The sequence below is a fragment of the Geosporobacter ferrireducens genome (genome assembly GCF_001750685.1).
Classification (GTDB): domain Bacteria; phylum Bacillota; class Clostridia; order Peptostreptococcales; family Thermotaleaceae; genus Geosporobacter; species Geosporobacter ferrireducens.
Map to the genome: position 1 here is coordinate 5438539 of NZ_CP017269.1, position 13965 is coordinate 5452503.

A 13965-nucleotide genomic window follows, 5' to 3' on the forward strand; every position below is an offset into this window, starting at 1 on the left:
AGTAAAATCGTATTATAGAATGGATAATTCGATCAGGATGGTAGTCCCTTTTCTGGGTGCGCTTTCTACACGGATTGTACCATTATGTAGCTCAACAAATTGCTTGGCAATCGCCATGCCAAGCCCCGAGCCTTGGGGTGGGCGGTCTGTTGATGTTCCCCTGTAATAATTTTTAAATAAATTGCTTCTGGTTTCCTCGCTCATTCCGTTGCCGTTGTCTGTAATCTGTATGCAAAAAGTATTCTGTTGCTTTTTTATAGATACTCGTATTTCTGTCTCCGGCGGGTTGTGAACTACCGCATTGATGAGAACATTTTGCAGCGCTCTCTGCAATAGGATGGTATCTACGTCCAGAAAACAGGTTTCCAAATCCGACTCATAAGAAAAAGCATACTCAACACAACGGGGTGAATTGGCGATATCCAGTACGATCTTCCGCAGAAATTCTATCATTTCCGTCTGCGTCTTTTGAAGAGTGACTTTTCCATCCTCAGATTGGAATGAAACATTTAAATCATCTATAAGGTTTTTAATATGTGTGGATTTTCCCTCAATTTTTATGCCGAAATCTTTTAATTCAATGTCAGACCACTTATATTGATCGGCAGAAATCATGGAAGCGTACCCTTGAATATAGGAAAGCGGTGTTTTCAAATCGTGTGTTATTCCTGCAAGCCATTCCCTGCGGTTTTTCTCTAACATTCTTCGATCTGTTTCGCTTTGTATTAATTTATCGGTCAACATTTGCATCTGCATCAGAAGCTCTTTATATAGGAACTGTGTACATTTGTAAAAAAAGGAATCCCTGTGCGATAAAAAGCCGCTCATAACAGGCTCCTGAAGGGTTCCCTGCGCCAGCGACTGAATCCAATGGATTATATGGAGAATGGGTCTTATGCTTATCCAAATGAACAGATATGCTGTAAGTATTCCTAAAACAAGCAGCACAGTAGATCGGAAAATCCCCACATTCACATTTCTAAGGAAAGGAAATACATTTCGTACCATAATAAATAAAATCATAATGATACCAAAACAAAGTATATAAGCCAGCAACAGTAGAACAATCAAAACAAGAATTCGCATCCCCATTTTTAAAGAAGTTTTCATAACCTCAATTCTCCTTTTTATGTGGGATAAATTTATATCCCAATCCACGGATATTCTGGATATATTTTGGTTTTTCGCTGCTTGGTTCAATCTTTTTGCGAATTTTAGAAATATGTATCACAACTGTCTTTTCATCGCCGAAATTAGCTTGCCCCCATACGCTTTCATACAATTGCGCAACCGTAAAAATACGGTTGGGATGTTCTGCGAAAAAAAGGAGAAGGGAATATTCTAAAGCAGTGAACTCCAAAATTATTTCATTTTGTTTCACCTCGCACGAGTCTTTGTTGATACTGAAATCTTCAAATTCTAAAATATGCTTCTGTTCTTTGTGTAAATATATCTGCTGATGCCTGAGTTGAACCTTAATCCGCGCAGCAAGCTCCATTGGATTAAAAGGCTTTGTAATATAATCATCTCCGCCCATGGCGAACCCTGCTAATTTGTCATAGTCCGATGTTTTAGCCGTCAGAAAAAGTACGGGCACATCTGTATTCTTGCGTAGTTCCATACAAAGCTCCAGCCCACTGATATCTGGAAGCATGATGTCTAATACAATCAGTCTGGGTGTAAATTCCTGAATCATCTGTAGTGCTTCCTTGCCAGACTGTGCTTTTTTGATATTCTGGAAGCCTTCTTTTCTCAAAACGATCTCGAGCATATCTAAAATTCCAGTTTCATCGTCTACCAGCAGAATATGTTGTTCCATTTTCATCTCTCCTTTGCTAAACAAATAATATTACATTAAAATGCTTTTTTCTTTCTTGCATCTAAAGGTTTTTCTGCATCCTTTGGTATCGCCCATGCATGACCAAAGCGAATGGCTCCAGTAATCCTGTTTTCCTCACAGAGCTTCTGTATCCTCCGCTTAGAAATCCCCCATTTATCAGCAGCCTGCTGTACAGATATATAATTAAGCATTTGCATTCCTCCATTGTGCATATATAACTTTTAGTGTATACGCAAAAACGAATAAAATCAAGAGAATAAATCTCAACTTTATGGGTTGTGCAGCTTCTCACTTTTTCCTTAAAAGAAGTGAGGGGCAGTTTTATACCTTCTCTTTCTCGTTCGAAAGGAGTGTTCGCAAACATGAAACGAGGTAACTTTTTTGTCGTACAAAATCAGATTTTTGATTTTAAACTATCACCGATTGCATTTTATGTGTATTGCTATCTATGCAAATGCAGAAACAAAAAAAGCGGATGCTATCCAAGCAAGCAAACCATCGCATCGGTCTGTGGAATTGCGGTAAGCTCTGTCAGCAAAGCTATCAAACAGCTTTCGGATGCAGGGCTGATTGCTGTTACAAAAAATTTCCTCGTCGGCAGGCAAATCAATAACTCCTATGAAATTACTGATTTATCTGTCCGCCAGTCGGATAAACCCATAGGTCATGTTTGAAAGTTTTATTGCGCACAAATTTTACTTATTGGTAAGTTGTAGCAGCACTTCAAAGTGCCTGACAGAAATGAAGGTTACCGATGTGAAAGTGCGGAGGCGAAATTCAAAAACGAGGTTTAAGATTAACAGTTTTCGTGAAAAATAGCCTCCCGCTAAGGCCTTATCAGGCTTAGCCGACATCATTTTTGTCTACTCAAGGCACGTGGAGTGCGTAATAGGAATGCAAAGGAAAGATACGTAGAAATCCTGAGTTTTCAGCACTTTGTGCGATATACTACTTTTACAAGAGATGGCGATGATTTCAGGAATAAGGTGCTGAGATATAAAATTGATGTTTCCGTTGTATTGGACATGGAGTGTGTAGATATGTTTAATGCATGCGTGGATTAGAGTGTTTAGGCATGTCCATATTACGCAGTGTGAAGCAAATTTAAGACTGGGAAATTATAAGAGAATGTCGGTTAATTAGCTGGCGTTCTCTTTTATATAAATAAACCAACTAATTTTACTTAAATTTCTAACGTGCACACATAAGTTGACCTCAATATAACATATGCTATGACACAAGTCGAAAATCAATCTATTGTCAGAATAAATAAAAAATATTGACAGATTAATTATTATCATATAAAATATACTTACTTAATAAAGTTAAATAAGTAAGTTAAAGGAATGGACGACAATCATGGAAAAAAAAGCCGGAAATCCAAAGACGATTCGAGAAAACAATCAAAAGGTTTTAGCCCACTATTTATTTGAACACAGTCCTACAGCAATCTCAGAATTATCTAGAATTTTCAAACTGAGTTTACCGAGTATTTATAAAAACATTTCTCAATTAATCGATCACAACATTATTAAGGAAACAGGGGAAGGAGATTCTTTAGGCGGACGAAGGCCAATGCTCTTCAGCTTTAACTATGATCTAGGCTACATAGCAAGCGTTGACCTCAAGGGAGAGTACCTAAGACTAGCCTTGGCAAATCTGGGATTAAAGATTATTGCCAGGGAAGATATCAATATGCGAGACTTCAAGAATGGAAATGATCTTATTAACAAAGGCATAGAATCACTAAAAACACTAATGAAAGCAAACAGTATTGCTCAGGAAAAGCTTTTCTCCATTGCGGTTGGCTTTCCAGGCTCCATTAACAATATTACCGGACAAACATATATGCTTCCTGTCTGGCTAGATATTTGGGAAGGCGTTAACATAAAAAGGTTAATTAATGAAGAATTTCCTGCTGTCAATGTAATAGTAAAAAATGATATGAATCTTGCTGCCATTGGAGAGATGAGGTATGGTGTAGGCAGAGGCTATAAGAACTTGATCTATGTCAGCCTGGATATGGGGGTGGGAGCAGGTATAATAATTGATGGTTGTTTATATGAAGGAAGTCGGTTTGCCTCTGGTGAGATTGCTTTTTTTAAAACCAACATGGGATCAAATACCACACTTGAAGATGAAATATCTATTCGAGGGATTACGAATCGTATAGTAAGGGATATGGAGAAGAATATTGAAAATAGACTGGAACGTTTTCTGATTAACAACAAAAGAATTCTCAACTTTGCAGAAGTGAAAAAAGCTGTTATAGAGAAGGATCCTTATATACTGGGAGTAATGAAGGATGTTTCTGAGAGATTGGGATTTGTTTTATATAATATCAGTGTCTTTCTTGATAATGAATTGATTATTATAAGTTCTAAAACCATTGATATGGGATACGACATTAAAAAGGATCTGGATGAAATTATCAAAAAAAACACCCTGATAGAAGTTAAGACGGAGTATGCCTCACTGAATCAGGATGAGGTCATATATGGAGGCTTTGCCTTGTCTCTGGATCATATATTGGATAAAATTATCACCTATTAAGGTTTATTTAGAAATGAGGGAAGAATGTGCATTCTAACAGGACAACAAAACTCTATGCGGTGGGTGTTGACATAGGTGGCACCAAAATACTGATTCTAATAACAGACCAATCGGGAAGAGTGCTCTTCAAGAAAAGGGTGGAATCAACAGGGGATCTAGAAAGAATCTGTGAAATAATCAACGCTGCTCTGAAAGAAGCTTCCATAGCCCATCATCAAATAATGGGCATGACGGTGGGCATACCGGGTCATGTGGACAGCCTGGAGGGAATCGTAAAAAATTCCGTTCAGCTTGGCTGGAAGGATTTAAACATAAAGGCATACATAAGTCGGCGCTTTTCCTTTCCTGTCTTTATCAAAAACGATGTAAATTGTGCGGCATTAGGAGAAAAATGGCTGGGAAACGGAGAAAACAGCAGTCATATGGTCTATATCTCCCTTGGAACAGGGGTAGGAGGCGCCATTATAGCCAACGGTTCTCTGGTGGAGGGCTCGACCTATTCGGCAGGGGAGTTTGGATATATAACCGACAGTGACGATATTAAAAAAGGCATCGACAGTGACTGGGATCAGTATGGAAATCTGGAAAGAAAAATCTCCGGCTTTGCACTGGATGAAAAAGCAAGGCAGATTGGACTGACGGCGAGGGAGCTGTTTGTAGAATACAATAAGGGAAACAGCGCAGCTCAGGAAATCATCGACTCCTTTATAAAAAACCTTTCCCTCGTCATCTCCAATCTGGTTAATATACTCAATCCAGAGTATGTTATCATAGGGGGCGGAGTGTCAGAATCCATGGAATGTATTCTGGACCCTATAAAGAGCTATGTAAAAAAGCTTACAATGTTTCCGACAAAAATCCGATTATCTAAGCTGGGGGGGGAAGGAGGAGCGTTTGGTTGTGTTTATAATGTGCTGTCCGGAATGGAAGACAGCACAGAGCAAGAGGAAGGAATCAGCAAAAAATTAGAAAAGGATAAGAATGAGAAGGGGGATTAAAATGAAAAGATTATCAAGTATCACTGCTTACCTACTGGTGATGGTATTGGTTATAGGGCTGCTTGCTGGGTGTGCCCCAAAACAGGCGGAACCGGTTGCCACACCGGGAACGGAGGAAAAGAAGCCTGTTAAGATAGGAATATCCCTGCCTACCCAGAGAGAAGAAAGATGGGTTCTGGATAAGGATAACTTTGAAAAGGTAGCCAAGGAGCTTGGGGTAGAGGTGCTTATCCAGGTAGCGGACAACGACGCAGCAAAGCAGCAGTCCCAGGTAGAAAATATGATAGCCAATGGAATCAATGTACTTATCATTGCACCCCATGATGGAACAGCTGCAGCCAACATTGTAACCATGTGCCATGATTCAGGAATAAAGGTGGTATCCTATGACAGGCTGGTCATGAATGCCGATGTGGATCTGTATCTTACCTTTGACAGCTTGGTGGTAGGAGAAATGCAGGCAAAATGGATGCTGGAAAGAGCACCGAAGGGAAACATCGCACTGCTGGCCGGGGACCCGGGAGACAGCTGTGCAGTCCTTTACAGACAGGGCGCCCTAAATGTGCTGAAGCCGAAGGTAGACAGCGGAGATATCAAGCTCGTGCTTGACCAGGAATGCAAGGACTGGCAGCCCGTCGAAGCCCTTAAACATATAGAAAATGCATTGACCGTAAACAAAAACGACATTCAGGGTATCGTTGCACCCAATGACGGAACCGCCGGTGCTGCTATTCAGGCTCTGGCTGCCCAGGGACTGGACGGAAAGGTTCCTGTAACAGGACAGGATGCCGAGGTGGACGCTATTAAGAGAATCATTGAAGGAACCCAGGGAATGACTATCTTCAACGATATACGAGATCTGGGAAGAGCAGCCATCGTTTCAGCCATCAAGCTTTACCATGGGGAGGATCCCGGAGCAGACAAGGTGAACAACAACGGAAAATATGATGTACCTTCCATAGAAATAGCACCTGTAATTGTGGATAAGGACAACTACAAGAAAATTCTTATCGAAAGTGGTTTTATAAAGGAAGAGGCTTTAAAATAACTGAGTTTTCCCCTAAATAATAAATCATAAATTATCAGAACAGTGTCCTTCACTGTTCTGATAATTTAATAAAGGGTGGCAGCATTATGAGTGATTATATACTGAAAATGAAAAGCATAACCAAGGAATTTCCCGGAGTCAAAGCTCTGGATAATGTGAACCTTGAAGTGAGACGAGGAGAAATCCATGCTCTGGTGGGTGAAAATGGGGCCGGAAAGTCGACTCTTATGAAGATATTGAGCGGTGTTTACCCCTATGGAACCTATAGCGGAGATATTATAATCAATGACAACATTCAAAAATTCAACGGGATCAAGGACAGCGAGCAGGCGGGAATCGCCATCATTTATCAGGAGCTGACCATGGTCAAGCAAATGAATATTTGTGAAAATATATTCCTTGGCAATGAGATGGCCCGTAGGGGCATCATAGACTGGGAATTGGCCTTTATAGAAACAAAAAAAATCCTTCAGGAGGTAGGCTTAAATCTGAGTCCAGCCACTGCGGTGATGAACTTGGGTATCGGGCAGCAGCAGCTGATTGAGATAGCCAAGGCGATTGCCAAGAAAACCGATCTCCTCATACTTGACGAGCCAACCTCTGCCCTGACGGAGGCAGAGACAGCCAATCTTCTGGAGCTGTTAAAAAAATTCAAAAGCAAGGGGATTACCTGCATCTACATTTCCCACAAGCTCAAGGAGATATTTGAGATAGCTGATAGAATCACTGTCCTACGGGATGGGATGTCCATCACCACTCAGGAGGCCAGGGATCTTAACGAAAATAAGCTTATTACTCTCATGGTGGGCAGGGAGCTGACTCAGAGGTTTCCGAGGATTGAACCCCAATTAGGGGAAGTCACCATGGAAGTGAGGAACTGGACGGTCTACGATCCCCTTCTGCCGGAGAAAAAAATCATCGACGATGTGAGCTTTACCGTTAGAAAGGGAGAAATACTGGGAATAGCGGGCCTGATGGGAGCCGGAAGAACGGAGCTTTTCATGAGTCTTATGGGCTATTACGGCTCCAATATATCGGGAGAGCTCTGGATTGAGGGCGAAAGGCTGGAGTCCCGTGATTCAAAGGACCTTATCAGGAAGGGAATCAGCTATTTATCCGAGGACAGGAAGGGAAACGGTCTCATACTGGGCCAGGATATTATGAAAAACATTTCCTTGGCGAGCCTGGACAGTATTTCAAATAAAACAGTCATCGATGAAAATGCGGAGATTATTAAAGCAGAGGGCTATGTTTCCGCCCTGAATATCAAGACACCCTCTATCGAGCAGCTTGTGGGCAATCTCAGCGGGGGAAACCAGCAAAAGGTTGTACTGGGAAAATGGCTGATGACAGAGCCCAAGATCCTGATACTCGATGAACCTACCAGGGGTATCGATGTGGGGGCGAAGTTTGAAATCTACAATGTCATGAATCGGCTTTTGGAGGAAGGGGTTTGCATCATCATGATTTCTTCTGAGCTTCCGGAGGTGCTGGGCATGAGTCATAGGATATTGGTTATGCACGAAGGTGCGATAAAGGGTGAGCTTTCCTGCAAGGATGCCACGCAAGAGAAGATTATTTACTATGCAACAGGAGGGATGTAAAATGAAGGACAGCGCCGGAACCGTTCTGCCCCAAGAATCAGATGAACACAAAGCCTCTTACAGGGAGTTTTTGATAAAGTCTGTAAGAGAAAACATCAGACAGTATACAATGATTATTTCTCTCATCGTCATATGGATCATCTTCACCGTCCTGACAGATGGAATCTTCCTGACACCCAGAAACCTATCCAACCTGTTTCTCCAGATGGTCACCATCGGCATCCTGGCTTCCGGTATGGTGTTCGTCATTGTGGCGACCCACATCGATTTATCCGTAGGCTCCGTAGCCGGAACCCTGGGTGCCCTGGCTGCGGCCCTTATGGTCAAAGTTGGATTAGGACCCATACCTGCTATTCTGCTAACACTTCTTGGAGGCATTCTGATTGGATGCTGGCACGGCTTCTGGATAGCCTACAGGGGCGTACCGGCCTTTATCGTGACTCTGGCAAGCATGAGTGCCTTCAAGGGCCTTACTCTGGCAATAACAAGGGGAGCCACCATTGGTGAATTCCCGCTGCTGTTCAAATCCATTGGACAGGGTTATGTACCGAGACTGTTCTTTCAGGATGCGGCATTTCATGATACCAGCATTCTAATCGGTGCCGCAGCCATTATACTTTACATAGTCTTTGACATGAAAAAGAGAAAATCAAGACAGAAATATGATTTTGAGGTGCTTCCCATGCCTCTTCAGATATTGAAAATCATACTCATTTCTCTCGTCATCGCCATGTTTTGCTCTATTATGATAAGCTACAGGGGTATACCCTATGCCATACTGCTCTTGACGGGTATCGTCATCATATTATCCTTTGTCTCCCAGAAGACGAAGTTTGGCAGATATATTTATGCTTTCGGAGGGAATAAGGAGGCTACCAGGCTTTCGGGTATCAATACAAAGCAGGTGAACTTCTTTATCTTCGTTCTAATGGGATTTTTAACCTCGGTGGCAGCCATTGTATTTGCCGCAAGGCTGAATGCAGCCACCACCTCAGCAGGCTCCCTATTTGAGCTGGATGCGATTGCGGCCTGCTTTATCGGAGGCACCAGCACCCTGGGAGGCGTGGGAACCGTATTCGGGGCTATCATAGGAGCCCTAGTTATGGCCAGTATAGACAACGGAATGAGCTTGATGAATGTAAACATCATGTATCAGTATATAATAAAGGGAGCAATTTTGTTATTAGCCGTATGGATCGACTTCTCAACAAAGAAAAAGGCTTAAGAGAAAAAGAAATTTAAATATAGTAGACAAGATGGTGAACTCTATGAACTTGATTCGAGTGAAGGATTATAATGAAATGATTGAAAGAGCCGGGGAATATATGAAGCTCCAGGTCCGGGAAAAGAAGGACAGCGTGCTGGGATTGGCTACCGGACGAACAATGGTGGGCGTCTATGAACGACTGATAGAGCATTATAAAAATAAGGATATCAGCTTCAGGGATGTCATAACCTTTAATCTCGATGAGTACTATCCCATAACCAGGGAGAATCCCTCCAGCTATTATCAGTATATGATGGAGCATCTCTTCAGGCATACAGATATTAACACGGAGAATATTCACATACCCGACGGCAGTACTACAGATCCTCTGGAGGAGTGCAAAAGCTATGATAAAAAAATCGAGGCCGTGGGGGGGATTGACCTGCAGCTTTTGGGAATAGGGCGCAACGGCCATATAGGCTTCAATGAGCCAAAGCCTGTGTTGGAGCTGAATACCCACCTGACGGATTTGGATGAAACCACAATAGAGGACAATGCATCTGCCTTTTCTTCCAGGGAGGCTATGCCGCAGCAGGCCATAACACTGGGAATCAAGAAGATTATGGAGGCCAAAAAAATCATACTCTTAGCCAACGGCAGAGAAAAGAGCGAAGCCTTAAGAAAGATGACCCGGAAGGAAGTAGACCCAAGGTGGCCGGCCAGCATACTACAGCTTCATCCTGATATTACTACAATAGCCGATGAGGAAGCCTGTGAAAGGCTGGAATAATGATGAAATTAAAAAAATGAATATACAGGATTTAGATTAGCTTAATAAAGTATAACGAAGATTTAAAAGAATTTGTAGTTGATAATGACAAAGAACCCGAGCCTAAGCTTGGGTTCTTTGTATATTTATATTATTGTGCCATCTTTTTATAGCTTTCATATTTTTCATTTGCATCTTTTTCAGCTTTCGTAAAGAGTTCCTCAGCAACTTCCGGGAAGGAATTCATCAGGGAGGTATAACGTACCTGTCCCATTAAGAAATCTCTAAAGCTGGCTTTAGGCTCCTTAGAATCTAAAATGAAAGGATTTTTACCTTCCTCTTTAAGAACCGGGTTATATCTATAAAGATGCCAGTATCCAGCTTCAACAGCTTGCTGTGAGTTGGCTTGTGTACGTCCCATTCCTTCTTTTAGGCCGTGGTTGATGCATGGGGCATAAGCGATGATAAGGGAAGGACCATCATGTTTTTCTGCCTCAATAATTGCTTTCAAGAACTGATTTTTATCGGCACCCATGGCAACCTGTGCAACATATACATAACCATAAGTAGCGGCAATCATGCCAAGGTCCTTTTTCTTCATTTTCTTACCTGAAGCAGCAAACTTAGCAACAGCACCGACTGGTGTAGCTTTTGAAGATTGGCCGCCTGTATTGGAATACACCTCAGTATCGAAAACAAGTACATTTACATTTTCTCCGGAAGCCAGTACATGATCTAGCCCGCCATAGCCAATGTCATAGGCCCACCCATCTCCACCAACAATCCAAACGGACTTTTTGATGAGATAGTCTTTTTTATCTGCAATCTCAGCAAATATTTCCTTGGCTTTTCCGTCAACATCCGAAGCATTAAATAGCGGCATCAGCTTAGCAGTTGCTGCTTTGCTGGCATCTGCGTCTTCTTTGCCATCTAACCATGCCTTTAGGGCTTCCTTGTAGTTTACAGGAATATCAAGACTTAAAGCTTCTTGCATAATCAAAGTAAGTCGGTCTCTAATCTGTCTAACTGCAACAGCCATACCGAACCCATATTCTGCATTGTCTTCAAATAATGAGTTTGCCCATGCAGGTCCTTTGCCTTCAGCATTTTTGCAATAAGGTGTAGCAGGTGCAGAAGCGCCCCATATAGAAGAACATCCAGTGGCGTTGGCAATAATCATGCGATCTCCATATAATTGTGTGATGACCTTAGCATAAGGAGTTTCTCCGCAGCCGGCACAAGCACCTGAAAATTCGAGTAGTGGCTGAGCGAATTGGCTGCCTTTTATTGATGTCAAAGGCATTAAATCATCTTTGATTGAAACCGTCGTTGCATAGTTCCAGTTAGGAATTTGAACTTCAAATTGAGATTCTAAAGGCTTCATGATCAAAGCTTTTTCTTTGGCCGGACAAATATCTGCACAATTTCCACATCCCGTACAATCCATTGTACTTACCTGAATCCTATAGGAGAGGTCCTCAAGGCCTTTACCCATTGCTTTCTTTGCTTCAAAGGATGCCGGTGCTTTGCTCGTTTCTTCTGGAGACATTAGTACAGGTCTAATTGCAGCATGGGGACAAACAAAAGAACATTGATTACATTGGATACATTTATCAATTTGCCATTCCGGTACGTTTACAGCTATACCTCGTTTTTCATAAGCAGAAGTGCCCATAGGGAAAGTGCCGTCTTCTGCTCCGACGAATGTACTAACAGGCAAGGTATCGCCTTCTTGTCTATTCATTGGAATCAGTACATTTTTAATGAAGTCAGGAACCTCACTGGTTGCAGCAGCTTCTTCCAAGGCAGTGCTCCAGCTGCTTGGTACATCAATCTTTACAAGTGCTGTGATACCACGGTCTACAGCAATATAGTTCATATTTACGATAGCGTCTCCCTTATTGCCGTAAGAGTGGTCGATTGCTTCCTTTAGGTACTTAACAGCATCTTCCAATGAAATCACCTTTGCTAACTTAAAGAAGGCAGATTGCATAATCATATTGATCCTGTTCCCTAAGCCGATTTCATTAGCGATATCTGTAGCATTAATTGTGTAAAATTCGATGTTGTTATCAGCAATATATTTTTTAATAGAAGCAGGAAGCTTTTCATCTAATTCAGCAGGTGTCCATTGACAGTTTAATACAAAAGTACCGCCGTTTTTCAATCCTTTCAATAAATCATACTGATAGACATAGGATTGATTATGGCAAGCAACAAAATCTGCTTCATTAATAAGATAAGTAGACTTAATAGGCTTTCTACCAAAGCGTAAGTGAGAGATTGTAACACCACCGGATTTTTTTGAATCATAGGAGAAATAGCCTTGTGCATACTGATCGGTTTCATCACCAATAATTTTGATGGCATTTTTATTTGCACCAACAGTACCATCAGAGCCCAATCCCCAGAACTTGCAACGGATGGTTCCCTCCGGCGCTGTATTGATTTCTTCTTTAACTTCTAAAGAAGTATGTGTAACATCGTCATTAATTCCAATCGTAAATGCATCTTTAGGCTGTGGCTGTTTTAAATTATCAAAGACTGCAATAATTTGAGCCGGAGTTGTATCTTTAGAGCCTAATCCATAACGCCCGCCTATGATTAGAGGTGCGTTTTCTTTATTATAGAATAATGTACGGATATCTTGGTATAACGGTTCACCTAATGCTCCGGGTTCTTTGGTTCTATCCAGAACAGAAATTCTTTTTACTGTTGCAGGGAATACGTCAAAGAAATATTTTGCAGAGAAAGGTCTGTAAAGATGTACTTTGAGCAAACCAACCTTTTCTCCCTTTGTAATTAAATAATCAATCGTTTCTTCAATCGTTTCTGTAACAGAACCCATTGCGATAATAATATTTTCAGCATCTGGTGCGCCATAATATGTAAATGGCTTATACGCTCGACCTGTAATTTTATTAATCTCAGTCATATAATCAGCAACGATTTCTGGTACTTGCTGATAGTATGTATTTGATGCTTCTTTAGCCTGGAAAAAAATGTCTGGATTCTGTGCAGTACCTCTTGTAACAGGATGCTCAGGATTTAATGAACGATCTCTGAAACTTTTAATTGCATCATAGTCAACAAGTTTTGCAAGGTCATCATAATCAATCACTTCAATTTTTTGCACCTCATGGGAAGTTCTAAATCCGTCGAAGAAATGTAAAAATGGTACTCTGGACTTGATAGCAGACAAGTGTGCTACGCCGGCAAGATCCATGACTTCTTGTACAGAACTGGAAGCTAAGAGTGCAAAGCCTGTTTGTCTTGTAGCCATTACATCAGAGTGATCGCCAAAGATAGAAAGCGCATGGCCTGCTACTGCCCGGGCTGAGACGTGAAATACACCTGGAAGCAATTCGCCTGCAATCTTATACATATTGGGAATCATTAACAACAATCCCTGTGATGCAGTAAAAGTAGTGGTCAAAGCACCCGCGGCTAAGGAACCATGTACAGCACCTGCAGCGCCAGCTTCTGACTGCATTTCAACAACTTTAACCTCTTGTCCAAAAATGTTTTTTTGTCCATGGGCAGCCCATTCATCAACATTTTCTGCCATGGTTGAAGACGGTGTAATTGGATAAATTGCTGCAACATCCGTAAACGCATAGGAAATATAAGAAGCAGCGGTGTTGCCATCCATAGTCTTCATATTTTTTGCCATAGTATAACCCCCTTTATAATAATTTAGAATGTATGGAGTAGGGAATATAAGCCATATGTACAATGTATACATATGTAAACGAAATATTAAGATGAGATTTACATTGATTGCCAATTTTCGTCTATATTTATGATACCACAAAATATTTTTTTTGTATGAATTTAAATGAAAAATATTAAAAAAATTTCTGTAAATGGAAATCAAGAAGAGGAAAATTAAAAATAACATGGAAATACCTAGTATAAGTAGTACAAGTTTTTTAAAGAAAATAAA

General features: G+C 41.2%; 11 protein-coding genes. 7 read left to right on the forward strand and 4 right to left on the reverse strand.

The window, feature by feature from the left end; all coding sequences use genetic code 11:
- Positions 1-12: 12 nt before the first annotated feature.
- Genes Gferi_RS25480 through Gferi_RS25490 form a run of 3 tightly spaced genes read right to left on the reverse strand, consistent with a single transcriptional unit; the run spans position 13 to position 2031 of the window.
- Positions 13-1110 (reverse strand): sensor histidine kinase, encoded by a 1098-nt coding sequence (locus tag Gferi_RS25480; protein WP_069980916.1) that lies wholly within the window; start codon positions 1108-1110, stop codon positions 13-15.
- 4 nt (positions 1111-1114) lie between these two features.
- Positions 1115-1819: a response regulator transcription factor gene (locus tag Gferi_RS25485; protein ID WP_236932657.1), complete on the reverse strand. Its 705-nt coding sequence runs from the start codon at positions 1817-1819 to the stop codon at positions 1115-1117.
- A 35-nt stretch (positions 1820-1854) separates the two neighbouring features.
- Entirely contained in the window at positions 1855-2031 is a 177-nt protein-coding gene (locus tag Gferi_RS25490; RefSeq protein WP_069980918.1) for a helix-turn-helix domain-containing protein, read from the reverse strand.
- 171 nt (positions 2032-2202) lie between these two features.
- On the opposite strand from Gferi_RS25490, the gene Gferi_RS25495 reads away from it, so the two are divergent.
- From Gferi_RS25495 to nagB, 7 genes are all read left to right on the forward strand, one after another.
- Positions 2203-2514, forward strand: coding sequence for a helix-turn-helix domain-containing protein (locus Gferi_RS25495; RefSeq protein WP_069980919.1), 312 nt, complete (start codon positions 2203-2205; stop codon positions 2512-2514).
- Between the two features lie 685 nt (positions 2515-3199).
- Positions 3200-4393 (forward strand): ROK family protein, encoded by a 1194-nt coding sequence (locus Gferi_RS25500; protein ID WP_069980920.1) that lies wholly within the window; start codon positions 3200-3202, stop codon positions 4391-4393.
- A gap of 26 nt (positions 4394-4419) precedes the next feature.
- Positions 4420-5391, forward strand: coding sequence for an ROK family protein (locus tag Gferi_RS25505; protein ID WP_069980921.1), 972 nt, complete (start codon positions 4420-4422; stop codon positions 5389-5391).
- A 1-nt stretch (position 5392) separates the two neighbouring features.
- Positions 5393-6439 carry a sugar ABC transporter substrate-binding protein gene (locus tag Gferi_RS25510; protein WP_069980922.1) on the forward strand — a complete coding sequence of 349 codons (1047 nt, stop codon included), beginning with the start codon at positions 5393-5395 and terminating at the stop codon, positions 6437-6439.
- An 86-nt stretch (positions 6440-6525) separates the two neighbouring features.
- Positions 6526-8043, forward strand: a complete 1518-nt coding sequence (locus tag Gferi_RS25515) for a xylose ABC transporter ATP-binding protein (protein WP_069980923.1) — start codon at positions 6526-6528, stop codon at positions 8041-8043.
- A 1-nt stretch (position 8044) separates the two neighbouring features.
- Positions 8045-9268 (forward strand): sugar ABC transporter permease, encoded by a 1224-nt coding sequence (locus Gferi_RS25520; RefSeq protein WP_069980924.1) that lies wholly within the window; start codon positions 8045-8047, stop codon positions 9266-9268.
- A 43-nt stretch (positions 9269-9311) separates the two neighbouring features.
- Positions 9312-10040: a glucosamine-6-phosphate deaminase gene (gene nagB, locus Gferi_RS25525; protein WP_069980925.1), complete on the forward strand. Its 729-nt coding sequence runs from the start codon at positions 9312-9314 to the stop codon at positions 10038-10040.
- 130 nt (positions 10041-10170) lie between these two features.
- On the opposite strand, the gene nifJ is transcribed toward nagB, so the two are convergent.
- Positions 10171-13692 carry a pyruvate:ferredoxin (flavodoxin) oxidoreductase gene (gene nifJ / locus Gferi_RS25530; RefSeq protein WP_069980926.1) on the reverse strand — a complete coding sequence of 1174 codons (3522 nt, stop codon included), beginning with the start codon at positions 13690-13692 and terminating at the stop codon, positions 10171-10173.
- Positions 13693-13965 lie beyond the last annotated feature (273 nt).